General features: G+C 48.4%; 21 protein-coding genes and 2 pseudogenes. 3 read left to right on the top strand and 20 right to left on the bottom strand.

Features of this window, described 5'->3' with window-relative positions:
* Positions 1-377 precede the first annotated feature (377 nt).
* Positions 378-1,268 carry a DUF4368 domain-containing protein gene (locus AC3ARB_RS00760; protein ID WP_488320691.1) on the top strand — a complete coding sequence of 297 codons (891 nt, stop codon included), beginning with the start codon at positions 378-380 and terminating at the stop codon, positions 1,266-1,268.
* Between the two features lie 101 nt (positions 1,269-1,369).
* On the opposite strand, the gene AC3ARB_RS00755 is transcribed toward AC3ARB_RS00760, so the two are convergent.
* From AC3ARB_RS00755 to lplA, 3 genes are all read right to left on the bottom strand, one after another.
* Positions 1,370-2,287 carry a polysaccharide deacetylase family protein gene (locus tag AC3ARB_RS00755; protein WP_488320690.1) on the bottom strand — a complete coding sequence of 306 codons (918 nt, stop codon included), beginning with the start codon at positions 2,285-2,287 and terminating at the stop codon, positions 1,370-1,372.
* A gap of 455 nt (positions 2,288-2,742) precedes the next feature.
* Positions 2,743-3,111, bottom strand: a complete 369-nt coding sequence (locus tag AC3ARB_RS00750; protein ID WP_488320689.1) for a hypothetical protein — start codon at positions 3,109-3,111, stop codon at positions 2,743-2,745.
* 600 nt (positions 3,112-3,711) lie between these two features.
* On the bottom strand, positions 3,712-4,701 hold the full coding sequence (gene lplA, locus AC3ARB_RS00745) for a lipoate--protein ligase (RefSeq protein WP_488320688.1): 990 nt from the start codon (positions 4,699-4,701) through the stop codon (positions 3,712-3,714).
* Positions 4,702-4,869: 168 nt separating this feature from the next.
* Here lplA and AC3ARB_RS00740 point away from each other — a divergent pair.
* Positions 4,870-5,097, top strand: a pseudogene (locus AC3ARB_RS00740) (DUF6688 family protein); the annotation flags it as partial.
* Positions 5,098-5,380: 283 nt separating this feature from the next.
* Here the strand turns inward: AC3ARB_RS00740 and dapD are convergent.
* The 5 genes from dapD to AC3ARB_RS00715 form a co-directional block, all read right to left on the bottom strand.
* Positions 5,381-6,079, bottom strand: a complete 699-nt coding sequence (dapD, locus tag AC3ARB_RS00735; protein WP_488320687.1) for a 2,3,4,5-tetrahydropyridine-2,6-dicarboxylate N-acetyltransferase — start codon at positions 6,077-6,079, stop codon at positions 5,381-5,383.
* Positions 6,080-6,164: 85 nt separating this feature from the next.
* Positions 6,165-6,515 (bottom strand): hypothetical protein, encoded by a 351-nt coding sequence (locus tag AC3ARB_RS00730; protein WP_488320686.1) that lies wholly within the window; start codon positions 6,513-6,515, stop codon positions 6,165-6,167.
* 93 nt (positions 6,516-6,608) lie between these two features.
* A complete protein-coding gene (gene dtd / locus AC3ARB_RS00725; RefSeq protein ID WP_488320685.1) occupies positions 6,609-7,052 on the bottom strand; it encodes a D-aminoacyl-tRNA deacylase in 444 nt (147 codons plus the stop codon).
* A gap of 9 nt (positions 7,053-7,061) precedes the next feature.
* Positions 7,062-9,281, bottom strand: coding sequence for a RelA/SpoT family protein (locus AC3ARB_RS00720; protein ID WP_488320684.1), 2,220 nt, complete (start codon positions 9,279-9,281; stop codon positions 7,062-7,064).
* The gene (locus AC3ARB_RS00715) at positions 9,274-9,900 is read right to left on the bottom strand and encodes an HD domain-containing protein (protein ID WP_488320683.1); all 627 of its coding nucleotides are present in this window, start codon (positions 9,898-9,900) and stop codon (positions 9,274-9,276) included. The genes AC3ARB_RS00720 and AC3ARB_RS00715 overlap by 8 nt, the downstream gene beginning before the upstream one ends.
* Positions 9,901-10,139: 239 nt before the next feature.
* Here AC3ARB_RS00715 and AC3ARB_RS00710 point away from each other — a divergent pair, with 239 nt between their 5' ends.
* Positions 10,140-10,946 carry a formate/nitrite transporter family protein gene (locus AC3ARB_RS00710; RefSeq protein WP_488320682.1) on the top strand — a complete coding sequence of 269 codons (807 nt, stop codon included), beginning with the start codon at positions 10,140-10,142 and terminating at the stop codon, positions 10,944-10,946.
* A gap of 193 nt (positions 10,947-11,139) precedes the next feature.
* On the opposite strand, the gene AC3ARB_RS00705 is transcribed toward AC3ARB_RS00710, so the two are convergent.
* The 12 genes and pseudogenes from AC3ARB_RS00705 to AC3ARB_RS00650 all read right to left on the bottom strand — a co-directional run bounded on the left by AC3ARB_RS00705 (position 11,140) and on the right by AC3ARB_RS00650 (position 23,686).
* The gene (locus AC3ARB_RS00705; protein WP_488320681.1) at positions 11,140-11,460 is read right to left on the bottom strand and encodes a hypothetical protein; all 321 of its coding nucleotides are present in this window, start codon (positions 11,458-11,460) and stop codon (positions 11,140-11,142) included.
* 2 nt (positions 11,461-11,462) lie between these two features.
* Positions 11,463-12,473, bottom strand: coding sequence for a hypothetical protein (locus AC3ARB_RS00700; RefSeq protein WP_488320680.1), 1,011 nt, complete (start codon positions 12,471-12,473; stop codon positions 11,463-11,465).
* Positions 12,470-13,504, bottom strand: coding sequence for a hypothetical protein (locus AC3ARB_RS00695; protein ID WP_488320679.1), 1,035 nt, complete (start codon positions 13,502-13,504; stop codon positions 12,470-12,472). The genes AC3ARB_RS00700 and AC3ARB_RS00695 overlap by 4 nt, the downstream gene beginning before the upstream one ends.
* Positions 13,504-15,669 (bottom strand): hypothetical protein, encoded by a 2,166-nt coding sequence (locus AC3ARB_RS00690; RefSeq protein WP_488320678.1) that lies wholly within the window; start codon positions 15,667-15,669, stop codon positions 13,504-13,506. The genes AC3ARB_RS00695 and AC3ARB_RS00690 overlap by 1 nt, the downstream gene beginning before the upstream one ends.
* Before the next feature lie 10 nt (positions 15,670-15,679).
* Positions 15,680-16,027 carry a hypothetical protein gene (locus tag AC3ARB_RS00685; protein ID WP_488320677.1) on the bottom strand — a complete coding sequence of 116 codons (348 nt, stop codon included), beginning with the start codon at positions 16,025-16,027 and terminating at the stop codon, positions 15,680-15,682.
* A gap of 15 nt (positions 16,028-16,042) precedes the next feature.
* Positions 16,043-20,440 carry a type VII secretion protein EssC gene (essC, locus tag AC3ARB_RS00680; protein WP_488320676.1) on the bottom strand — a complete coding sequence of 1,466 codons (4,398 nt, stop codon included), beginning with the start codon at positions 20,438-20,440 and terminating at the stop codon, positions 16,043-16,045.
* Between the two features lie 3 nt (positions 20,441-20,443).
* A pseudogene (locus AC3ARB_RS00675) lies at positions 20,444-20,962 on the bottom strand (type VII secretion protein EssB/YukC); the annotation flags it as partial.
* Entirely contained in the window at positions 20,898-21,479 is a 582-nt protein-coding gene (locus AC3ARB_RS00670) for a GNAT family N-acetyltransferase (RefSeq protein ID WP_488320675.1), read from the bottom strand. The pseudogene AC3ARB_RS00675 and the gene AC3ARB_RS00670, both read right to left, overlap by 65 nt.
* Before the next feature lie 51 nt (positions 21,480-21,530).
* Positions 21,531-22,568: a M42 family metallopeptidase gene (locus tag AC3ARB_RS00665; RefSeq protein ID WP_488320674.1), complete on the bottom strand. Its 1,038-nt coding sequence runs from the start codon at positions 22,566-22,568 to the stop codon at positions 21,531-21,533.
* A gap of 62 nt (positions 22,569-22,630) precedes the next feature.
* Positions 22,631-22,984, bottom strand: a complete 354-nt coding sequence (locus AC3ARB_RS00660) for a hypothetical protein (RefSeq protein WP_488320673.1) — start codon at positions 22,982-22,984, stop codon at positions 22,631-22,633.
* Complete coding sequence (locus AC3ARB_RS00655) at positions 22,977-23,342, bottom strand: hypothetical protein (protein WP_488320672.1); 366 nt, start codon at positions 23,340-23,342, stop codon at positions 22,977-22,979. Before AC3ARB_RS00655 ends, AC3ARB_RS00660 begins: the two co-directional genes overlap by 8 nt.
* The gene (locus AC3ARB_RS00650; RefSeq protein ID WP_488320671.1) at positions 23,339-23,686 is read right to left on the bottom strand and encodes a hypothetical protein; all 348 of its coding nucleotides are present in this window, start codon (positions 23,684-23,686) and stop codon (positions 23,339-23,341) included. Before AC3ARB_RS00650 ends, AC3ARB_RS00655 begins: the two co-directional genes overlap by 4 nt.
* Positions 23,687-23,772 lie beyond the last annotated feature (86 nt).

Raw genomic sequence — 23,772 nt, 5'->3', positions numbered from 1 at the left:
ATTGGAGGCAGGTTGAAGAGGGGAAAACTTTCGAAGTTTTTCACCCTTTGGACGACAATAAAGTTCTCCACTACACCTGCTAGCTTGAAGAACCAGACGAAGTTAAATCTCTGCTGGATAAAATCGAATAGACTGAATTTTCCGATGACTACACCCAAAAACGAATGGATCAAGCAGTTGAAATTTTAGAAACAGACATCCTCGAAAAATCAGAATAACATATAAAAACGGCTGGTATTTCAGCCGTTTTTGCTTGCTTTTGGCGTTCGCATCGCTATTCGCTTCGAGTGAGATTTTGTTGCCGAAGTATCGCCGTTTCTGCGGTGTTTTGGCAGGCGACTTATTATCTATTTTGGGTATTTTGAGGTAGGTGAGTTTTGTTATCAGTAGATAAAGAGCCAATACAAATTTCAAGAATAAGATTCACTCGTGCCACCAAAGTTTCCTACAAACAAAGGGATTGTCATCTTCGTCCTCGTGAGGATTGGTTGATTTTTCCAGATACGCACGAGGCGATTATCTCGAAAGAAGATTTCGAAACGGTTCGAAAAATGCTTGAACATAAGCGAGTGGTTCCAAGACACAATTGGAAAAACAAACCTGGTCACGAAAATCTCTTTGCGGGTTTGGTCTTTTGCGAAAATGGGCATAAACTCAGCTTTTGTCCGCAACAAAAAGCCGAAACCAATCTCGACCACTACAAGTGTTATCACTATCATCGGGCTGGCGATACCTGTTCGGGCTCGCATTATCTTCGAAAGGCTGTTTTGGAGGAGCTTGTCCTTAACGACCTCCAACAACTGATTGCTTCTATTCATTTGGACGAAGAAAAATTGCTCGAAAAGCTAAAATCTCGCTTTGACATTCGAGAAAATCAAAAGCAGGACGGACACCGCAAACAGTTAAATCAGGCTGAAAATCGAGCCAAGGAACTCGATACCATTATCCAAAAACTCTATGAAAAGCAACTTCTGGACAAAATTAGTGACGAGCGATTCCGAAAGTTGGCAGATAGCTATGAAAGTGAGCAAGCAGAGCTTAATAGCAAGGTTGCGGAGCTTCGAAAAATTTTGAACACCCAAACCGAATCTGCGGAGAACATCGATAAGTTTTTGACGACTATCCGAAAATACACCAATCTTGAAAGACTCACCCCACATCTGGTAAATGAGCTGATTGACAAGATTATTGTCCACCAACCAACTGGACGAGGAAAAAATCGGCAAGTCACGATTGAACTACATTACCGATTTATCGGAGAATTATAAAACGAGCGAGGATAAACTCGCTCGTGAAAATTAAATACAAGACTGCTGGGGGAGGGGTGGCTATTATAGCACAAAATCAAAAAAGAGGGCCAAACCCTCTTCTACTCTCCTTCAATATAAGCCAAGAGCCCTTCTGCTGTTGTGGTGGGCAGGATTCGTACCCGATTGAGGGTCAAGAGGCCGTTGTCTAGACTGGCCAGACCCTCGTTGGTGGTCAGACCCAGCTTGTAGCCTGCCTGCTCTGCCAGAGCAAGGGTCGTCTCATCGTAACGGCCAGCAGGGTAGACGATGGTGGTCGTTTCCTGACCTAGCTCCCTGTCCAGATAGGCCTTGCTGGCGACCAGCTCCTCCTGCTGGCCCTCGCTACTGGTGGCACTCAGGTCTGGGTGGGTCACCGTGTGGGCCTCGAAGGTCTGACCAGCAGCCTGCATCTCTTGCAACTGCGGCAGGCTCAAATGCCCTGCCTGGCCGCTCTCGGTCAAGCCTGTAATCACATTGTTGGTCGCGACAGCCCCATATTTCTCCAAAATGGGAAAGGCCACAGCGTGGAAGTCCCATAGGCTATCATCAAAGGTCAGCCAGACCACCTTGTCCGCTGGCAAAGCGTTCTCGGTCAGGGCCCGGTAGGCCTCCTGGGGCGTCAGGAAGTGGTAGCCCGCCTCCGCCAGGGCCCGCACATGGCTCTCGAAGACCTCTGGTGCCACGATTAGGTTGGCGTTGTGGGCCTCTTCGGGTGCCATCTCGTGGATGGCGTGGTACATGAGGATGGGGATTTTGACCGGGGCCTCCTGGACCTTCCAGGCCTTTTGGGATGATTTTTCTGGGGAAATGGCCGAGCTGGAAGCACCTGTCTCGGACTGACCAGTTTGCCCTGCCACTTGTTCCTGCTTGGGTTCAGCCACCTCATCAAAAAAGACCTGCTTAACCAAGAATCCCAAAACCACCATTAAAACGACAATGAGTGCTGACAAGCCCAGCAACAAGCCCTTTCCAGGCTGTTTTCTTTTTGACCGTTGCATAAAATCCTCCTTTTTTAGACATTATAGCACAAACCAGGCCAGTTGAGTAGGACTGGGAAGGCACACTTTTTCGATGCGAAAAGCCCTTCATGTCCACAGAGACAATAAGGGCTTTTACATATTCTAACAAGTAGCTTTTCTTGGTGACCTAACAGCGAACATCATTGAATTTATAAACTATACTATTTTCTAAATTTTAATAAAATTTTTTAAAAATTCGAAATAGATGTTTTTGTTGTAACATATCCAGTATAATCTGAGTTTCTATAATACTTGGTAATTGTCTTTATTTGTCTATTTTGAGGATGAACATAACTTGTCATGATGAAATAATGAGCAGGAAAATTTGATGAGACAGCACCCATCATTATTGAAGCTACAGTAGGGAAGGCGATTCCTCCAGTCACATAGCTAAGGAGTGCACCCATAAGGCCACTGATTACTCCGTTTATGGTTTACATATTAGAGACATCACCTCTACTTGTTCCCAAATAATACCATTGATTTAAAGTGGCTGCTCTAAATGCAGTTCTATTGGTATTGAGTTCTTGTAAAGGCAAGAAAAATTCATTGTTTTTATATACCCCATCGCTACGTCGTTCAAAAGTATCAATCGTTCCATCGGGATAAATAATCTGATAAACATTTTCGGAGATTGCTGTTAAAATAACATTTCCCATATCAGTTGAAATAGTGGCACTATTCTGAACAGAAACCACCTCTGAGGCGGAATCATCTGCTAATACGACTAGAGTGGGCGCAAATGTAGTGCTCAAAGTAACAGCGATTACGCCAGTAGAAACTAACTTAAACAATTTATTCATGATAATACCTCCAGTTGTTTTTTTTACAAAAATAATATACAATTGTTTGGTAACGATTACAAACAAAAAGAGGTAATTCTATGAAAAAAATAATAATTTCAGAATTTAAAAAAATAATTTTTGTTCACATCGCCTTCTTTATGACATTTTTTATCATGTTATATCTCAGAGGTTGGCACGTTGCGGTCACATTTTTATTTACTCCATTTTTATTTATGTTATTATCATTCCACAGAATACTATCAAAACTTAAAGATGAATAGTTTCACTCTATTAGTTGAGAATAAAACGTTCAAAAAATTTTATGCTGTAATACATTTAGTTTATATTCTCTTTTGAATTCGTAGATAAAACAAAGGCCCCACTAGAAAACTAGCGGGGCCTTTGCGGAGATTTATGAAAAAGTTTTAGGAGGGACAGGGCCTGGGGAGAGGCCCTGGATGCCCGAGCCAAAAAAACTTGAACAGCGAGGGAAAACAAAGACCCCACTAGGAAAAACTAGTAGGGGCTTTGCGGAGATTTATGAAAAAGTTTTAGGAATGACTATATTATAGCCAGGCTTCCTTAAATAAACCTTAAACTACTTCCAGCATTCAAAGTTTAAGCCACGATAGCCTTGGCAACTTCCTCGGTCGTCATGCGTGAGAAGTAGTGGGTGGTGTCGATGCTTTGCAATTTTTCCAAAACATCGGCATACTCGTAGCGGGTGCCAATCAGGAGCTGTTCGATGTCGCTGACGTCGCCGATACCGAAGAAGTCCCCGTAAATCTTGAGGCCAGTGATGATAGAACCTTCCGTCTGGATGTAGCTGGTGATTTTACCGGCATCGTAGCGGACGTTACGCTCAACCGTGTAGTCTGGGGTTTGCCCAAAGTTCCAGTCCCAGGTGGCAAACTTGGTGTCGCGGATTTCTTGGATTTTAGCCAGCTCCTCATCCGAGAAAACATACTCGGTCATGTCTGGGTAGGCTTCCTTCATCTGGTTGAGGATGGCCTCCTTGAAGTCCAGAACGGTCATCTTTTCAGGCAGTTCGTTGTTGATGTTGGTCACACGGGCCCGAACCGACTTGACGCCCTTGGACTCAATCTTGTCCTTAGAGACCTTGAGGGCATCGCCCAAAACGGTCATGTCCACATCAAAGAGCAGGCAGCCGTGGTGCATCATGCGGCCCTTGTAATAGGCCTGGGCGTTACCACAAATTTTCTTGCCATTGATTTCCAGGTCGTTACGGCCCGTAAAGTTGGCCTCAACGCCGAGTTTGGCCAGGGTGTCGATCACAGGTTTAGAGAAGGTCTTGAAGTCAAAGGCCCCCTCGTCCGCCTTGTTGGAAATGATGGTGTAGTTAAGGTTGTTGAGGTCATGGTAAACTGCCCCACCACCTGACAGGCGACGAACCACATGGATGCCGTTAGCATCCGTGTACTCCTTGTTAATCTCAGCGATGGCGTTCTGGTGCTTACCGATGATGATGGCAGGCTCGTTAATCCAAAGGATGAAGAGTTCATCCTCGCCCACCAATTCACGGAAGGCATAGCTTTCCAATGCGATGTTGTAGGCTGGGTCGTTTGAGTTGTTGACGATGTATTTCATGGGAATGCTCCTTCTTAAGATAAGCCTATTATAGCAAAAAGCAAGGAAAATGAAAAGGTTTTACTAATCAAGAACCTCCTGCTGTCATCACTTTATTCCTTGCCTGTCTTGCTTCTTTTGCCTATCATGAAAGCTATGACAACATACCTCTCCTACATCAATAGCATGCTGCTTGAGAACAATTTGCCCAAGGCACACCGTTTCATTCGTCAGATTTATGACCGCTACGGCTCCCCCTTTGCTAAGCACATAAATTGGGCTTGGCAAGCAGACCTCATCTACCTGCTCATGAAGCCTGCTGAATGGCTCTTTCTCACTATCCTCTACCTCTGCGATAGCCGTCCTGAAAACCGCTTCGCCCTCCAATACATCCCTGAACTGCTCCACCTTAGCTAAACAAAGAGGCTGGGATAAAAAGATTTTGAGTTTTCGAAATCTCATACAATTATCTCCTGACGAAACCAGAAAGCCCAAAAAAAACGAACAAAGAGAGGTTCTGATTTTCAGAAATCCTTCTTTGTTCGTTTTTAATATTGGGATTTGGACTGTTGTCCCAGTCTCTATTATCTTGATGACAGTCAACTCAGCTGAGTCGCCCTTTGACTAGCAAGACCAGTCATCGGTTAGGGGCCAACCTGTCAGCCCTTTCAGCCGATGTTGCAACTGGTCAAGCCAGGTCCTACAAGTTTCGCAAAGCCTCTTCCAGGGCTGTTTTTTGTTGGGTTTGGGCGTCGATTTCCTTGATGATGCGGGCGGGCACACCAGCCACCACCACGTTTTCAGGAACATCTTGAGTGACGATGGCACCAGCTGCAACCACAGAACCGTTACCGATTTGCACGCCCTCGATCACGACAGCATTGGCACCGACCAAAACGTTGTCGCCAACCCGAACTGGTTGGGCAGAGGCAGGCTCGATGACTCCGGCCAGAACCGCACCCGCACCGATGTGGCTATTCTTCCCAACGGTCGCACGGCCGCCCAGGATAGCCCCCATATCAATCATGGTCCCGCTACCGATTTCCGCACCGATGTTGATCACCGCCCCCATCATGATAACGGCATTATCACCGATAGCCACCTGGTCACGGATGATGGCTCCTGGCTCGATACGGGCATTGATGTCTTTTTTGTCCAGCAATGGCACAGCTGAGTTGCGGGCATCGTTCTCCACCACGTAGTCACGGTTGAGTTCAAGTCCCTCCAGCAAGGGTTGCACCTCAGACCAGTCACCGAAGAGGACATTGCCCAGCTTGGTCACTGTGCTTGGCACCTCACCAGCCAGCTGACCCTCAAAGGTCACCTTAACAGGGGTTGTTTTCTTGGCATTACCGATAAAGGCAATGATTTCTTGGGCAGACATTTTTGTCGCAGTCATGATAAATCTCCTTTTACGTTTTCACCATTATAACAAAAAACACGTCCAGAACCAAGTATCTGAACGTGTTTTCAGGTCTAAAACGCTAAGTGAAATAGGTGTAGAGGATGACCACTCCTGCCAAACCAAGCAGCACCCGCAAAGCCAACTGCCATGGCCGACGTTGTTTGACCGTTTTAATAACCAGAATCAGGACAATCATATCCAAGAAGAACCAGATGAGACCAAGCAGGAGCAAGCTCACCAGCAAACCTCCTGTCCCTGGCCAAACCTTATCCAATCCCCAAATCAGAGAACTGCCCAACCAAAAGATGAGAAGGTTAACCAAAGTTTTTCGCCGCTGATCAACTGGCTTTTTGAGAACAAACCGCTGAACAAGATAGGTTATCACGCCTAGCACTAGGAACACCAAACTTCTGAACAGTAACATTTCCATACCAAACCTCCCTGATATCGTTTTCTTTAAGTATACTCTTTTTTTCACAAAACACAAGTAAAACCACCAGCTCATCAACTGGTGGTCAATTGTCTATTTTTCCTTGGTATCCAGAATAATGGTTACCGGGCCGTCGTTGGTCAGGCTAACCTGCATGTCTGCCCCGAAAACACCTGTCTGGACGGGAACCAGCTGGGCCAGTTCCTGGTTGAATTGGTCGTAGAGCTGGCTGGCCAGAGCTGGGCCAGCTGCTCCTGTGAAAGCTGGCCGGTTGCCCTTTCTGGTGTCGGCAAAGAGGGTAAACTGGGAGACCGAGAGGATTTGACCCTGGATGTCTTGGACAGACAAGTTCATCTTGCCAGCCTCATCTGAGAAAATCCGCATGTTGGCAATTTTTCGCACAGCGTAGTCAATATCAGACTGGTCATCGTCTGGGCCAACCCCAACCAGCAAGACTAGGCCCTGCTGGATGGCTGCTCTGCTATTTCCCTCAATGGACAACTGGGCGTCACGCACCCGTTGAATGATAATCCGCATACGAGTCTCCTATCCATTGGTCCGCTTGACGGAGTAAACGTCTGGCACCATCTTGATTTTATCGGCCACCGTGGTCAGGGTGGACAGGTTAGGGATGCCGAACTTGATGTGGATGTTGACAAACTTCATGTCCTTGGTCGGTTGAGCGTTGACCGCCATCAGGCTCTTGGTGGTGTTGCTGATGATTTGCAGGATGTCGTTGAGGATGCCAGGTCGGTTGAAGCCGTAGATATCGATGTTGGCCACATAGTCCTTGCTGGTGTTGCTGTCGTCCCACTCCACCTCAATCAACCGCTGGTCATAGCCCTCCTGGCTCTTGATGTTGTTGCAGTCCGACCGGTGGATAGCCACCCCACGCCCCTTAGTGATGTAGCCTTCAATCAGGTCGCCCGGCACCGGGTTACAGCACTTGGCGATCCGCATGAGGAGGCCCGACGCCCCCTGGATGATGACCCCATTCTCACTCTTGACCTTGAGAACGTCCTTCTTAGCCTCGTGCTTGACCTCGCCCCCCTTGACCAGTTCCTCGGCCTCAGCCTTGGCCCGAGCCCGTTCTTCTTCCCGCCGTTCTTTTTCGGTTAATTTGTTACATACTGACGTGGCAGAGATTTCCCCAAACCCAACAGCTGCATAGAGGGTTTCAGCGTTTCGGTAGTTAAGCCGAGCGATGACCTCGTCCAGCCGTTTGGTGTCCAGGTACTTGTTGGCCACATAGCCCGCCTCTTGCAGGGCAGCAATCAAGAGCTCACGGCCCTTGTTGACCGACTGCTCCTTGTCCTGGTTTTTGAAGAACTGGCGAATCTTGTGTCTGGCCTTGTTGGTCTTAACCAGGTTGATCCAGTCTCGACTAGGGCCAAAGGAACTCTTGTTGGTGACAATCTCTACCACATCACCAGTTTTGAGCTTGTGGCTCAGGGGCACCATCTTGCCGTTGACCTTGGCTCCGACCGCCTTTTCCCCCACCTTGGTGTGGATATCGTAGGCAAAATCAATGGGACCAGAGTCCTTGGGCAGTTCCCTGACCGCCCCATCTGGGGTGTAAACGTAAATCCGCTCAGAAAAGATGTCTTCCTTAACAATGGTGACAAATTCCTTGGCATCATGGGCCTGGTTTTGAACCTCGGCCAACTCCTTGATCCAGTTCATGCCGACAGCCGTTTCCTGACTGTCCACCTTGCTGGTAATGCCTTGCTTGTAGGCCCAGTGGGCCGCTACCCCATACTCGGCCACCTGGTGCATGGCCTTGGTCCGAATCTGAACCTCGATGGGACCTGTCGGCCCGTAAACCGTGGTGTGGATGGACTGGTAGCCATTGGCCTTGGGAGCTGCCACATAGTCCTTGAAGCGGCCAGGCATGGGCCGCCAGAGCTCATGAATGTAGCCCAGCATGGCATAGACATCGCTGGTCGTCTCCATGATACAGCGGATGGCAATCAAGTCAAAAATCTGATCAAACCGCTTTTTCTTATCTCTCATCTTGCGGTGGATGGAATAGATGTGCTTGGGACGGCCATACACGTCACCGACCAGGCCCTGTTCCTTGGTGTAGTCCTGAATCTTGGCCACGATGGCCTCGACCTGCTCCTCACGTTCTTTACGTTTTTCACTCATGAGGTGCTTGATTTTATAAAATTCTGCCTCATTCAAATAGCGAAAAGAGAGGTCTTCCAGCTCCCACTTGATGCTACTAATCCCCAGACGGTGGGCTAGGGGGGCATAGATTTCCATGGTTTCACGGGAAATCCGTTCCTGTTTGTCTGGCCTCAGGTGTTTGAGGGTCTGCATGTTGTGGAGACGGTCGGCCAACTTGACCAGGATAACCCGAAGGTCCTTGCTCATGGCCATGAGCATCTTGCGGTGGTTCTCTGCCAACTGTTCTTCTCTGGACTGGTACTCGACCTTGCCCAGTTTGGTCACCCCGTCCACGATGACACCGACAGACTGGCCAAACTGCTCAGCCATTTCACCCAAAGTCACCTCGGTGTCTTCCACCACGTCATGGAGGAAACCGCAGGCCACGGTCGCCGCATCTAGGTGAAGGTCCGCCAAAATGCCCGCCACCTGAATGGGGTGGCTGTAATAGGGCTCTCCCGACTGGCGGGTCTGGCCCTGGTGGGCAATCTCGCCGAACCGATAGGCCCGTTCGACAAACTTATAATCCTCTGGGCTCATGTAGGCTGCGACCTTGTCCAGAACCTCCTGACCCGTCAGTTGCTTATCCTTAGCCATTGGTCAATTCCTCTCTTTCTATCCGTTTTAATTCCTCCAGGGCAGCTGCTTCTAAAACTGTCGCCAGTTCCTGCTCCCCATAGGCCCTGGCCAAGGGAACATAGACGGTCAAGGTTTCATCAACCTTGCCCCGTTGGCGACTCAAGCCTGGCAGATGCCGCAGGGTTTGAAGGTTGTGGTAACGGTCCGCCGCCTTGACCAACAAGGCACGACGGTCCTTGGCAATCCAAGTGTCAAACTGCTCCGCTGTGCAAGACTGGCAACTCCGTCCGTCAGCATGTTTCACCTTGGTCACCGCCTGAACCAAATTGGCAACGTCTTGACCAAAAGCCAAGGCAATGTCTTCGACCGAAACATGTTCAACATCTTCCACCACATCATGCAAAAAACCAGCCGCAACCGTCACCCCATCGCACTTTAAGCCCACCAAAAAATCCGCCACAGCAACAGGATGGGTAAAAAAGGCTTTCCGTTTCCCGTTGACCATCTCCTGCCGCTCTTGTTTGTAATGGTAGAGTTCACTGGCCATCATGGCACGGTTAACCAAGTCCAGCTCATCTCTCGTCATATAGGCCTGGGCCTGAGCAATCACCATAAATGGCATCGAATCCATGACCATGATCCACCTCCTTGCTTGTATCTTCCTATTGTAACACGTTTTGGGTGATTTTTCCAAGCCCCTCTACCAAATCTCCCTTGCCCAAGGAAAAAACTGACACAGTCCTGGTAAGCTCGTTCTGTTCTAACATACTTTTTGACCGATTTTTTTGAATTTTAACAGCAAAAGACTTACCTTTTAGGATTTTTTTTGTTATACTGGTTTTTGTGAGAAAACAGACATAGAAAAGAGGCATTATCATGGCAGAACAGCACGACACGCTGATTTACAACATTGACAAAAGCATTCTGAAAAAAGCAGACCTGATTGAGACCAACTACTGGGCCTACGCCGTTCGGGCTATCATGGCCAGCGTTTACCTGGCTATCGGCTTGTCCATCTCAGCCTACACCGCTGACAAACTTAACCACATCGTAGAGGGCCTGGGCAAGTTTAGCTACGGCCTCATGTTTGGCTGGTGTTTGGTTATGATCCTTTACATGAACGCCGAGCTGGGTACATCAAACATGATGTACATGACTTCGGCCGTTCACCGCAAGGTCCTGCCCCTCAAAACAGCCCTGAAAATCCTGGGCACCTGTGTCCTCTTCAACCTGATTGGGGCCATCATCGTCACCTACTTGCTCTCATTCACCACACCTTTCCAACCTGGTCACATGGAAGCCGACAGCTACCTGATTGAAGCAGCCGCAGCCAAACTGGCGAAAACCCCATTGACCCAGTTTGTCGAAGGCATCTTCGCCAACATCGTGGTAAACATCGCCGTCTTTATTTCCATGCGGATGAAAGACGACGCTGGTCGCGTTATCGCCCTTATCTTCATCATCTTCATCTTTGCCTTCCTTGGCTTTGAGCACGTTATCGCCAACTTCTCCCTCTTCCCGCTGGCCTTCTTCTCATTTGGCGGCCCAGTTGAGGGCATGACCCTGGCCAGCGTCCTGTCCAACCTCATCTTCTCAGGCTTGGGCAACTACGTGGGTGGCGGTGTCCTCATCGGCCTCCTTTACAGCTGGCTCAGCAACAAATCAAAACTCTACGTGGACTAAAACACTATCCTCCCTTTTGGGAGGATTTTTTCTTTTTAGGGAAATGGCAGAGCAGGCAGTCTTGCTGTAACGCCGATTAGCTTGCTTCCGCTATCTGCAACACCCAAAAAGATAGCTCAGAAAATAGAAAAAGAAACGGACGAACCGTTTCTTTTGGTCGAGACAATAAACTCATGCCTCTATAGTTCACTTGTCAAGGCAACATCTCATAGAAGCCCTTGTTTTTAACAGTTGGCGGTGCTGAACGAGCTGGTGGTGTCATGGCATTCTGCCTTGACAACTCTTCATCTGCTTCTTTAAATGCCCTTGCCACATCAGTTAAATAGGTTGCCAAACCATCCACAAGACCAGCAACGTTTTGGCTAATCAGCTTAATCGCAGCTGTGCCATCCTCAATAACGGTTGCTGATTCGTCATCAACACATGATGACCCATCCAAAATCATGGAACTTCTGTCATCATACTTAGCTTTACCAGATTCTAGTTGCTCATAGTTAATTAATTTTTGAGCCATAGTTAATCCCCCTGATTCTGTAGCTTATTCATCTTTTCTTGAGCCTGACGTATCTTTTCTTCCGAGGCTATTTTATAGTCCTCATAATACTGTTCAAGTTCTTCAAAGCTTGTGACGGATCTAGTATCCTTCTCGTCTCCGATAAGCCAAGCGAAATAAGCAACATCATAAACAGTCGTGCCTATAGGGAGAAACTGCGTCCGCAAATCAATCAGCTCTCGGTTATTTTTAACCGTCTGGTTTTCAATATCCACTAACTGATAAGCCACCGCATGTTCTTTGGAAAACAGTTGAGCCGCTGTCTCATCGGTAACAGATAGATTAATCTGACCGTCATAGTTTTCAGTTTTCTGATAAACGTTATAATAAGGACTTTCTACAGGTTCGTTTGCGATAACAGTCTTTAGCAAGTAATCGTTATATAGAGGATTTTTTGTATCTACGTTTTCAGATGCAAGCAAACCCTCTACTAATCCCGTCTCCAGATTCAATTTCAAATACGCTATTCCAGGATATTCTTTTGTTTTCTTATGTAAAATTACAATGCCATAATAGCTCCCGTCTTCTACAAAGATACTATCTGAGATAATACCAAATAACTCATGGTCTTCCTTCAGTTCCTCTGGCACCAATGCCCATAAATCAATGCGTTTCTTTTTAATAGGGTTATTCCGCAAATCAAAAATGTCTAGGTAAAAATACTCATCTCTCTTTGATTGATTAGTGAGTTTACTGTTCCGAAGCTTGACTACTTCCTGAATTAGAAATGCTTTACTAGTAGCCATATTATATTGAGTATTTTCAGCGTTAGAGTACCAAGATAACTCCCATTTGTTCGTGATTTTCCAGTCAATCACAATGCCATTGCCGTCGGCGATAAATTGGTAATCCTCAACTTCGTACTGTGGGCTTAAATATTTGATGCTATCTTTATTTCTTATGTTAGTGATTACAGTATAAATGGCAGCCCCTAAAGTGATGAAAATCAATAAAATGGTTAATCGTTTTCTCATGGGCGTTCAGGCTCCTCTTTTTGTTCACTAACAAGTTCCTCCTGTGCACGACGAATTTTTTCCTGTGATGCAATCTTATATTCTTCATAATATTGTTCCAGCTCATCAAAGCTAGTAACAGGTCTTTTTTCCTCCTCATCTCCGATATGCCAAGCAAAATAAGAGACATCATAAATAGTCGTTCCTATAGGGAGAAACTGAGTTCGCAAGTCGATCAACTCACGGTTATTTTTGACGGTCTGGTTTTCAATATCCACTAGCTGGTAAGCAACGGCATGTTCTTTGGAAAACAGTTGAGCGGCTTTTTTATCGGTAACTGCCAGGTTGATCTGACCATCATAGTTCTCAGTTTTTTCAAAGCTAGTAGAATACTTTTTTACACCTAAGTTATCGATATCAGTGTCTAGCCTATCGTAAAGAGGGTTTTTAACGCTCGCCTCCTCCCTTTTAAGCACTCCTTCAACCTGCCCTGTTTCTAGGTTGATTTTCAAGTATTTATCTCTTACTGAAGGGTCAACACCGCCTAAAGATTTGTTCACAGAATCTTTCATCTCTAAGAATGCTAGTGCATAATAGCGACCATCTTCCACAAAGATTCTGTCATCCGCAATACTAAACAATGCATAGTCTTCTTTCAAGTCTTCTGGAACCAATGCCCATAAATCAAGTCGCTTCTTTTGGATAGGACTTGTTCGCAAATCAAAAACATCAATATAAAAATACTCATCGCTCCCTGATTCGTTTGTGAAACTAATACTTCGAAGTTTGAACACACTTGCCACCAAAAACTCTTTACTGGTCCCCATAGATGCGGTTGTAGAAGCCTCCGAATGCCAAAACAACTCCCATTTGTTTGTGATTTTCCAGTCAATGACAATGCCATTACCGTCGGCGATAAATTGGTAATCCTTAACCTCATACTGGGGGGTTATGCTCCTAAACCTATCTTCAGCCTTGGGATCAGTCACTTTTGCACAAGCTACCAAACACAATATGCTAAAAAGAGAGAGTAAAAATAATATTTTTTTCATCACGGCTCCATTCCATATTTTTGATTAAAGTAATTGCCTAAGTCAGTCCAACCATCCCCTGTTAGGTTTTGAACGATACTGTCTAATCTATCAAACTCGTCTGGACTAAGGTCTGCCAGGGTCAGGCTAGAATCTTTGCCAAGAAGGTAGCTCGTTAGCCGTCCACGATCCCCCTCATTTGGGACTTTCTTTATAATCGTTTTTACCAGGTCCTCTTCACTAACCTTCATCTGTTCAATGGCTTTGGTTAAACCATGCTCATCCAGTTCCTTGCTGATTAAAAAGGCTCTAAAATCATGGTGATGCTCCCGATGAATCTGCTTCACTGTTTCCTCTAGTTCAGTCCCATCTAAGGATGTCGCTCCCTGACCAACTAACTTATTATACATCTTCTGTTTTAGTTCATTTTTTTCTTGGTCAATTCGGACTAGTGTCTCTTGATAAGTCTGATAGTGTCCATACACCTTATCTACCATATCTTTTCCAGCATCGCCTAGGTTCTTATAAGAGGACAGTTGCTCATCTGACAATGTAACCCCCGTTTTTTCAAAATAGAGCTTTTGTATTTTTTCCAAACCCTGTTGGGATAAATCGTTTGACAAGAGGGCAAGATCCAGGTTGTTTTTTTCAGATAACGAGGAAGATAGCTCAATAGCCCCCAAGACAACGCTACCATAAGGAGCTAATGAAATCCCTGTTTTTACAGTATCCCCCATGATATTCAGAATCATCTCGTCCTTAGCTTTTTGTCGTTCCTTATTAAGTTCCTGAATACGCTGGCTACTCTCTCCCATACTAGCCCCAAAATCACTGTCAGTAGCTGAAATATCGTAGTTACCTCTTACTGGATTAGTTTCATCATAGCTAACTCTTGGGAGGAGATTGCCATCAGCACTAGTCAAGTAATAGGTTTCAGTATTTAATACAAATACAAGTCTTTCCTTTTTATCTATTTCAAATGTAATTTTCCCAGCAACCTTGGAATAGATATAGAGTTGTGCCGTATCGCTATCACCTGTTAGTGCTCTTCCCCCAACAGCAGTTGGAGCAGTGACAGACTCAACTGATTGCCCAAGTTTCAAATGCTGTAAAGCTACCAATAAACTATTGTTCCTATTGAGTGCATCTAACTGTCTTTTGTAGGTCTCCATTTCAAGATTAGAGACTGCTAGGGCTTCCTCATCCATAGGTAATTCAGACTGTTGAATATGGAGCGTATACATTTTACCAAACAGAGAAATAGCCAAAGCATCCTGCGCTTTTAATAAATTATTCGTGAAGATATCATTCTGCTCAACTGTTTTATCCGACAGTCGTGTGATCAACTGCTGGAAGCGGGTAATATCTTGATTCTGCGTCCATTCAGTAATCTCCTCAGCGACAACAATATAGACTTTATTAGAAATTTTAGAAGGATCAATAGCCACAATATCACCAGGATTATCACCAATAATAGCTTTCAAAGCCTGGGCATCCTCCTTACTGCTAACTAAATTAAAATAATACATCTCATCGGCAGTCAGTCTGCCAGAGTGAATCGCACTATAGATGGTTCTAACTGGAATACTGGTCACATAGGCCACATTAGAAATGGAGGTGTTTAAACTCTTAATGGCCTCCGTTTGGGTCTTCAACCCATCCACAAAGACGCGGTAAGCCTCATCAAGGTCACTGCCCAGTGTTTTACGACTATTAGCCGCGTCTGTCAAGACTTGTTCCGACAGCGTATTGATTGAGGAAACACTCTCTGGGGTGGTTCCCATAGCTGTCGCAGCGTCATTGAAAGCCCCTTGAAGAGCCGCGGTAATCGTTTTAATGGCTTCTAGCTGATCCTCTCGCAGGAGTTTAGCAACACTTTCTGCATCCTCAACCTGGCTCTTGACCAGTCGTGAAAACCCAAGACCACTGACGGTAGTATGGTAGGTGGAGACCACCTCCTCATAAGAGCGTAGAGCATCTGGAAATTGGTCAAAAACCCGTTGCTGTAGCTCGTTTAATTTAGCAAAGAAAGCACTAATCGCATCAGCCGTTGACCCCTCCGCCTGTTCGTTGAATGTGCGTCTAACACTAGCAATCTGCTCTTCATACTGATGGACAAATTCTCTGATAGACGTCGCATAATCAGATAAGCCATTAAGATCTGTAATCGTTACTTTATTTCCCATCTCTTCCCTCCTAATCTGTCTCATACTCGAGCTGACGGAATAAGGCTACAAGCGTGCCATTTAAGCCATCAACTTCTGCTTGAGCTCGAGCGATATGGACATCCAGTTCAGAGATCACATTGCTTTTTTTCGTGTGCATATCGCGCTTAATATTGAGAACAAAATCTTTTTCCTGTTGTTCCATCTCATCATACTTGTCACCAGCCAGATGGCCTGGATTAGTCACTAAATAATCTAGTAATGTACTCACTCCTTTGACCTTAGCCTTGGCTGCCCGTAATTGACTTAGTTTCTTATTGGCTAAGCCTAGTGAGGCATTGACAGATGAAATGCGACTTAAAATAGAAGCTCGGCTCATGGTGTTCCTCCTTTTCTACATCAAAACTTTAATTGGTGTCATTTGTTGATCAGAAATGTAGTAATGAATCTGTGGCGGCAAAATGCCTTCACGTAAAGGTTTGTTCAATACTGTAAAGAGGTTTTGGTCGGCAACACGGACACCTAGAATTCCCTCTTTAGCAGCTCGAATAGCCTTAGAAGCCACATCTATTTTCTTGGTAATATCAGTGTCTGTCAAGACAATACTACAATAACCTGCCTGGTATCCTTTTTCAAGAATGAATGCTAGATGAGATTGAGCTGTAGCTGGTAGCTGCTCAATCATAGCAGTTGCACCGTAGAACATTAAGGTCGCGACATGTTCTGATTTATCTTGTTTAAGCCGCTCCTCAATTTTTACAGCCAGTGCCTCTAACATATCATTAACAGATTCGGTGTCAGAAAACAGTTGACCTCCCAAATCTGATGGCAACTGGTGATAAGGAGAACTCAAAATCATCATGTATCGATCTAACGCTTGTGATACTCGTGCGACATGTTCCGCAAATTTTTGCATAAGCTGAGTATCATTAACAAGATAAACTAGTGGCCCTTTCTGGCGTTTCCAACTCACCGCTTCCACTGTCTCCAAGTCCAATCCTAGTGGGATTTGACCTTGGGCGATGGCTGCTTGAACACTGGACCGCCCGTAGAAGTCCTCTACCGTCAGCTCTTCTGGCACCATCGGCACCCCTTCTGGGCGTTGACCAGTCCAGGCATTTGCCAGGCGGGCGACTTCTTGCCGGGTCAACTCTAGGAGGGAGATGTCATCGGTAGCTCGGACAGGTAGGGCCACCTGGAAACTGTAAACATCATCCAGTTTAATCAGGCCCCGACCCTTGATGTCTTCAATCTCCAGCTGGCTGACACCAACCGCACTGCGAGCATCCGTCTTATCGTGTTGTCTGAGGGTCAGCTGGTGCTTGAAGTTGGCGTAGAGGGTAGCCCTCAGGTTGCTTTGGCGACTAGCAGTCATGACCACATGGATACCGATGGCTTGCCCTTCACGGGAGAGCTTGGTCAAGAGCTTGGCCATTTCCCCCTCAAAGGCCTCATCCTTCATACCTTCAAAGCTATCCACAATGACGACGAGAGTCGGCTCCACCTGACCGGTCAGCTGGCGGTACATGTTCAGGTGATTAACCTTGTGGCTAGCCAAGAGTTTCTTGCGGCGGGCAATCTCCTTATCCATCAGGCGGATAAACTTGGCAATCTTCTCCCCTTCCTCAAGAAGCATGACATCCGTCACATGAGGCAAACCGCTCAATGGAAGCAGGCCTCCTGTCCCAAAGTCAAGAAGGGTCATATGAAGCTCCGCTGGCGAATAGCCTCTGGCCAGCTGGAAAATAAGTGTTTGCAGGAAGGTGGTCTTACCAGTAGCTGGCGAGCCATAGAGCAAAAGGTGACCATCCTCAGTCAAATTGAGTTCCAATAACTCCTGAGACTGATCTTGGGGCTTGTCCAACATCCCCAAAATCACTTGGATATCTTGCCCATCGCCTGACCAGAGGGGGAGTTCCCCAAGGTCCTCCACATAAATCCTCTTCTCAAGCGGTGGCAGCCAAGGTTGGGGCAACTGGGCCAGGCCCATGGTCTGGGTCAGCTTCTTGATACCAGCCACGATGGCTGAGAGTTCGCTGGGCACCTGACTAATCTGGTCAGCCTCTTCCAGGCCAGACAGGTCCTCGTTAAGGATGTCGTACTGGCCCAGGTCGTTGATGGCGTAGATGGTGTGGTCTTCGATGCCCTGTTGGTCCTTGTCGGGCTGGTAATCCGCCCCAGACCAGGCTGACTGGAAGAGTTCATAGACTTCGTTGTTGCCGACCTGAAGGTAGCCTCGGCCGATTTGGGTGATATCAGCAGCGTCAGGAGTCTTAAGCATCTCCATGGAGTCGCTCCGGTCAGCCACCTTGAGGGCCAGCTTGAAGCGGGAGTTGGACCAAATCTGATCATCCACCACACCAGACGGTTTCTGAGTGGCCAAAATCAAGTGAATCCCCAGCGACCGACCGATACGAGCCGTCGATACCAGCTCCTTCATGAAGTCTGGCTGGTTGGCCTTGAGCTCCGCAAACTCGTCCGAGATCAGGAAGAGGTGAGGCATGGGCTCAGGCACCTGACCCAGCTTGTACTTTTTCTGGTACTGGTTGACGTGGTTGACATCATGTTCAGAGAAGAGGCGCTGGCGGCGTTTGAGCTCCGCATTGATAGAGACCAGAGCCCGCATGGATTGGGCACCATCCAAGTTGGTGATGGCTCCAAGCAGGTGAGGCAGGTCCTTGAAGAGGTTAGCCATACCGCCACCCTTGTAGTCGATGAGCAAGAAAGCCACATCGTGGGGGTGGAAGTTGACCGCCAAGGACAGGATGTAAGATTGAATCACCTCAGACTTACCTGAACCCGTTGTGCCGGCCACCAGACCGTGAGGCCCGTGGGCCTTCTCATGCAGGTTGAGGTAGACCTTGTCCGCCTTGCCGCGTAAGCCGATTGGCACCGCCAGACTCTTGTAAGGGGCATTTTGGGCCCAACGCTCGGCAATGGCCAGGTCCTCAACCCCCTGGGCTTCGTAGAGCTCCAGGAAGGTCACCAGGTCGGGGATAGAGGACTTGAGGTTTTGAAGGTGATTGAGGGGGGCCAGGCGGCGGACGATGGCTTCCTTGTCGTAACCCTCTGGGAAGTGGTCCAGAGCAAAGTCAATCTCCTTGAGTTGACCGGCCTCCATGACCAGCTGGCCGGTGTTTCGGTCCTTGATGTTGATGATGGTTTTAACGTTCTCTGACAGGGAACTCATGACATCCTGAACGAATATCAGGGAGCAGCCCAGTTCCGTCGGGTCTTCACGGAAAAACTCCATGATCATGTGGTCCAAAATCAACTTCTCATCTGTCACCAAAACCACGTAATGGGGCGAAAAGAGGGTGGACTGGCGCTGACTCTTGTCTTCCTTTTGGCTCCGCCGGAGCTTGAGGACTTGGTTGAGGCTGTTCAGGACCTGGTCGTGGGTCCGTTGGTTATAGACAAAACCGCGGACATTCATGCTTTGGAGGCTGGCGTGTGGTAGGAACCGCATCCAATCCCAGGCTGCCTTCTCCTCCTCCGGCATGATGGTGATAAACTGCACATCATGATAAGAGTGGAACATGGCCAACTGATTGACCATGAGCTGGAGCTGCTCGATGACTAGGGTGCGGGGTCCGATATAGCCGACAGGTCCCTGGGTCAGATTGGCCACGATGGGCATGTCATCTACTGAGAGATAGCGGTTATAGAGGGCATAGCCTTCCTGCTCCAAGGGGTCTCGTTTGCCAGAGCGTTCCGTTTGGTTATAGGTCAGCTGGTAACTGACCGGAACAGTCCCCAAGCCTAAACGGTAGTGGAGAAAGTCAAAGTGTAGAGGAGTTTTCTCATAAATCCGATGGTCATAGCGATTAGCTAGACGGCTGAGTTGGGTGATGGACGGGTAATGGTAATGCTGACCCGCAAATTGGGTATCCACCAAACTAGCCAATTCCTTGGCCTTATCCGCCAAGTAGGTTCGGTAGGTCGACGTCCGCTCCGCCAGGTCCTCCTTGTATTCCCGCCCCTGCTTAAAATAGCCCGTGACCGAGAAGATGGTGCTGGCCAGGGTCATGCCCAAGGTGGTCAAGATGTAGAGGCCCCGAGGTTGAAAGATGGAAATGACCACCGTCATGGTCACCATGAGCAGAGGGGGAACAATCAGCTTGACCAAGCCCTCACGGGACTTGTTGGGTTCCGGCCGTGGCGCATTGAGGGAGATTTTTTCCTCAGATGGCCGGTAAATCAGGCGGGGCGACCGGTGATAGTCCGGATAGTCCTCATAGAACTCATGTTGAGAACTGGACCGTTTGGCCAAACTTGGCGACACCTCTCCCATGCCCCAAACATGAAGCTCATCTGGAAAGGCCTTGATGGTCTGGTCACCCAGGCTGATTTCTGCCCCCACCAAAAGATCCAGTCGAGCAGATTGAAGCAAACGGTTGTTGAGGTAGGGACGACCAGCTAGAACATCCAATCGCCAGTTGTCTGTCGTTTTGGTCAGAATCAGTTGCCCCTCACCTGCCAGGGGCAGGTGGTTGCCAGCCTCTGACCCAATGGTGATGGTCGTCAGATCCAGAGGGTCCAAAATACTGGCCTTGGCTTCTCGCACATAGACTCTTCCGCCTGCCAACACCTGACCAGACTCAAGAATCCCTTCCTGACCGTCGAGGCCATAATGGACATCTTGGCCCTTGAGTTGGAAGACTAGGGCTTGAGACAGGCTGGACACCGTCACATCAGCCCGCTCGCCTCCAAAGACCACCTGAGGGGACTTAGGGGTAAGCCGATAGCTGTAGCGCTGACCCGAGTGATAATAAATCAGTTCTTTCGCCATACCTTAATCCCTTTCTGATGATGAGGAAGAGCTACTGGTTTCTGTTTTGGAGGAATCGCTGGCGCTGCTAGCCGGGACTGATGACGCTTCCGACTCATTGAGGGTGCTGGTTCGAGCATCCCAATACTTGTCATACTCGGTCTTTAGGGCCTCAATTTGGCTCTCACGTTCCTCACCAGACAAGCGGGTGTTCTCACGCACCTGTTCAATGGCCTGCCCCAGAGCATAGAGGATCAGGTCAGAATCATCCAAACGCTTGGCCAAGTCCAAGGCAGACGTGCTGTTTCCGCGGCCAATCTCTACCCAGTAATCCAGGTAGGCTTCATCTGATTTGAGGGTGACATTATTCAAAACAACCCGGCGCTGCTCCGCATTCAGATTCAAACCCTGAATGTAGGAATAGGCCAACTCATACTTCTGGGTATAAGGCAGACGGCCCAGCGACACCCGCTCCAGTTCACTGATAACACCAGGATAATCCACCTTGATAAAGGCCGTGTCTGCCTCCAACAATTTTTCCTTTCAGCTGGTCCCAGTCGCTTCTCAGCATGGCCATGAGGATGATGTCCGCATAGCCCTCTGGTCCCTTAACCGCCTCTCGAAGACGGCCTTCTTCGATGAACCCCGCTTTTTGGTAGGCCTTCTGAGCTCTGGGATTGAAGGAAAAAACCTCCAAGCTCAGACGGTTGAGCTGCCGCTCCTCGAAGGCATGGGTCAGAACCTCCCCAATTGCCCAAGTCCCAATCCCCTGACCCAGGTAATCGGGCTTGAAAATGGCCATCCGAAAATTGGCACTATTGGTCTCCGAGTCAAACTCGTTGATGACCACTTCACCGATGATGGTCTGGTCGGGTGCGATTATCAACCAGTCCGTCCGTGTCTCGTCAGCCACAATCCGTTCAAGGTAGGCCAAGACTTCCTGGTCTGTCAAGGTTTGGGTGGTCCCTGTCAATCTGGCCACTTCTGGGTCTAGGTTCTGGACCAGAGGGATGTAAACTTCAGCATCCGCTAACGTTAATGGACGTAGGGTATAAGTCATTCGTTCTTCCTTTCATGGCCAAAACCCAGCCTGGGGCTGGGTTGGGTCTGCTTAGTCAATCATCTGGCTCATGATGTAGGCATGAACCAGCCTTTCTGTCGCTTCAACAGAATCCTTGTGGGTCCGCTCATAGGCGTGGCTGGCTTCGATTCCGGCACCCAAGAGGCCGTGTCTCACCTCCGCACCAGCTCGCATAGCGGCAGAAGCGTCTGAACCATAGAAGGGGTAAATGTCCAGCTTGTAGGGAATGCCTGCCTGCTCTGCCAGGGCGACCAGCTGCTGGCGGAGGCCGTAATGGTAAGGACCAGACCCGTCCTTGACACAGATGGAGACGGTGTATTCGTCGGTCTGCTGGTCGTCCCCCATTGCCCCCATGTCAATGGCTATGTACTCCACGGTCTTGGCAGGAATGCTGGAGTTGGCCCCATGGCCCACTTCCTCAAAGGCTGAGAAGTAGAAGTGGGTGGTGTAAGGCGGAACGGTGCCTTCAGCCTTGTAGGTCTCCAGGAGCTTGAGGAGGATGGCGGCAGAGACCTTGTCGTCCAGGTGGCGGGACTTGATGAAGCCCGTCTCGGTCACCACGGTCCGAGGGTCAAAGGAGATGAAGTCGCCGACGTCGATGCCCAAGGCCCGGGTCTCGTCAGCTGTCCGAACCTTCTCGTCCAGACGGATTTCCATGTTGTTTTGATTACGCTCAGCCGTTCCCGCATCCTTATAAACGTGAACGCTGGTCTGATGGAGGAGGATGGTCCCCGTGTGGGTCTTGCCTGTCTTGGCCACATGGACCGTGCAGTTCTCGCCCTCGATGGCGTTGTAGGTGAAACCGCCGACCAGGGCGATTTTGAGGCGGCCGTCAGGCTTGATAGCCCGCACCATAGCTCCCAGCGTGTCCACGTGGGCGGTCAGGAGGCGGTGCTTGTCGTCGTTTTGACCAGGCAGGCTGACCATGAGGCCGCCCTTGGGCGTGCGAACAAGATCGTAGCCCCAGCCCATCACCAGGTCAGCTACCCAGTCCATGATGTCATGAGTAAAGCCTGTCGGCGATGGGATAGCGGTCAGTTGGGTGATGTAGTCGATGGTTGATGGCATAATAACTCCTTTTGTTTTTGGGAAATAGCAGAGCAGACCAACCTGCTCGGTGAGAGATGCGGTTAAGTGCGGTCAGTTGTTGTCAGTCCCAGCTGGAGCAGACCGGCCAAGACCAGAAAAAGAGGGCAAAGCACCAGCAGATGGCTTCTTGTCAAGCTGACCTCCCAAGACCAATTCATCAGGTGCAAGACTAGACTGACCAAGGGAATCAGAGCCAGTCCCAGCAATAATTTTACCCACCAGCGGTAAGTGCTGTGGCGAAAGAAACTCAGCTGTAGGGGCAGAAAGAGAGCCTTGATAAACACATCAGTGCTGGCCTCCCCCTTGACCAACAGGGTCAGGGCTAGAAGACCAAGAACAAGCCCAGTTCCCAGCAGCCAACCGCGACAAACCTTGAAAAAGATTGATTTAGTCATGTGTAACCTCCTTTTTTAAGAGCAGATGGGCACCGCCAGCCAAACCAGCTGAGGTCAAGCTGATGGCCAGAAGCTGCCAGAGGGTCAGGGGCAAACCTTGGGGATAGAGGCTGGTGAAGACCCAAGCCCACAGCAGGCTGCCTAGAATAATCAGCAGCCACAGGAAAAACTTGTCCCAACCCTTGGCGGTGCTGTACTGATGAACAGCTATAAAGAAAATCACATTGCCCAAGGTCGGGCGATTGAAAAGGTAATGAGAGTCGCCACTGAAAACCAGAAAGATAGCAGTGAGCAACCAAATCACACCCAAGCCCAGCAAGTAGAATCGGGCGATTTTTAAGCAGGCGGTTATGTTCATACTTTCTCCTTGTTAAGCTGGACATGGGCCCAAGCAGACAAGCCAGCGAGAGCCGTTGCCAGTCCCAGCAGCTGCCAGGCTGTCAGCGCCAGCCCATTGGGCCAAATGGCCAGAAAAATCAAACCAGTCACTAGACTAAAGAGGCCTGACACTAGGAAACTTTTCCAGAACTTGTAGTCGGTGTAGGTGAGGATGCTGACCATGAGGAAGGCGACGCTGCTAGGGCGGCGAAGGAGAAAGGTCTGGTCCTTCACCACCAGCATGACCAGGATGGTCAAGAGGCAGGAGATGGCTAGGGCCAGCAGATAGGCACGGGCGATTTTGAGCAAGATGGGTTTGGTCATGGTAAGTCCTCCTTTTCTTTATTATAGCATAAAATAGAGAACCGAGTGAAAGCGATTGAGCAGATGGGACAAAAAAAGAACTGGCA

It is taken from the genome of Streptococcus sp. ZY171113 (assembly GCF_057748235.1).
The sequence above is the reverse complement of the archived record's forward strand: the minus strand, read 5'-3'. Positions and strand labels throughout refer to the sequence as shown.

Bases quoted from the DNA above. Each gene is read 5' to 3' on its own strand.
- lplA (WP_488320688.1), bottom strand. From the start codon at position 4,701: ATGAAATACATCGTCAACAACTCAAACGACCCAGCCTACAACATCGCA.
- AC3ARB_RS00665 (WP_488320674.1), bottom strand. From the start codon at position 22,568: ATGCCATCAACCATCGACTACATCACCCAACTGACCGCTATCCCATCG.
- AC3ARB_RS00690 (WP_488320678.1), bottom strand. From the start codon at position 15,669: ATGGGAAATAAAGTAACGATTACAGATCTTAATGGCTTATCTGATTAT.
- dapD (WP_488320687.1), bottom strand. From the start codon at position 6,079: ATGACTGCGACAAAAATGTCTGCCCAAGAAATCATTGCCTTTATCGGT.
- AC3ARB_RS00660 (WP_488320673.1), bottom strand. From the start codon at position 22,984: ATGACTAAATCAATCTTTTTCAAGGTTTGTCGCGGTTGGCTGCTGGGA.
- dtd (WP_488320685.1), bottom strand. From the start codon at position 7,052: ATGCGGATTATCATTCAACGGGTGCGTGACGCCCAGTTGTCCATTGAG.
- AC3ARB_RS00650 (WP_488320671.1), bottom strand. From the start codon at position 23,686: ATGACCAAACCCATCTTGCTCAAAATCGCCCGTGCCTATCTGCTGGCC.
- AC3ARB_RS00700 (WP_488320680.1), bottom strand. From the start codon at position 12,473: ATGAGAAAACGATTAACCATTTTATTGATTTTCATCACTTTAGGGGCT.
- AC3ARB_RS00730 (WP_488320686.1), bottom strand. From the start codon at position 6,515: ATGGAAATGTTACTGTTCAGAAGTTTGGTGTTCCTAGTGCTAGGCGTG.
- AC3ARB_RS00755 (WP_488320690.1), bottom strand. From the start codon at position 2,287: ATGCAACGGTCAAAAAGAAAACAGCCTGGAAAGGGCTTGTTGCTGGGC.
- AC3ARB_RS00695 (WP_488320679.1), bottom strand. From the start codon at position 13,504: ATGAAAAAAATATTATTTTTACTCTCTCTTTTTAGCATATTGTGTTTG.
- essC (WP_488320676.1), bottom strand. From the start codon at position 20,440: ATGGCGAAAGAACTGATTTATTATCACTCGGGTCAGCGCTACAGCTAT.
- AC3ARB_RS00710 (WP_488320682.1), top strand. From the start codon at position 10,140: ATGGCAGAACAGCACGACACGCTGATTTACAACATTGACAAAAGCATT.
- AC3ARB_RS00655 (WP_488320672.1), bottom strand. From the start codon at position 23,342: ATGAACATAACCGCCTGCTTAAAAATCGCCCGATTCTACTTGCTGGGC.
- AC3ARB_RS00720 (WP_488320684.1), bottom strand. From the start codon at position 9,281: ATGGCTAAGGATAAGCAACTGACGGGTCAGGAGGTTCTGGACAAGGTC.
- AC3ARB_RS00715 (WP_488320683.1), bottom strand. From the start codon at position 9,900: ATGGTCATGGATTCGATGCCATTTATGGTGATTGCTCAGGCCCAGGCC.
- AC3ARB_RS00750 (WP_488320689.1), bottom strand. From the start codon at position 3,111: ATGAATAAATTGTTTAAGTTAGTTTCTACTGGCGTAATCGCTGTTACT.
- AC3ARB_RS00685 (WP_488320677.1), bottom strand. From the start codon at position 16,027: ATGAGCCGAGCTTCTATTTTAAGTCGCATTTCATCTGTCAATGCCTCA.
- AC3ARB_RS00705 (WP_488320681.1), bottom strand. From the start codon at position 11,460: ATGGCTCAAAAATTAATTAACTATGAGCAACTAGAATCTGGTAAAGCT.
- AC3ARB_RS00670 (WP_488320675.1), bottom strand. From the start codon at position 21,479: ATGACTTATACCCTACGTCCATTAACGTTAGCGGATGCTGAAGTTTAC.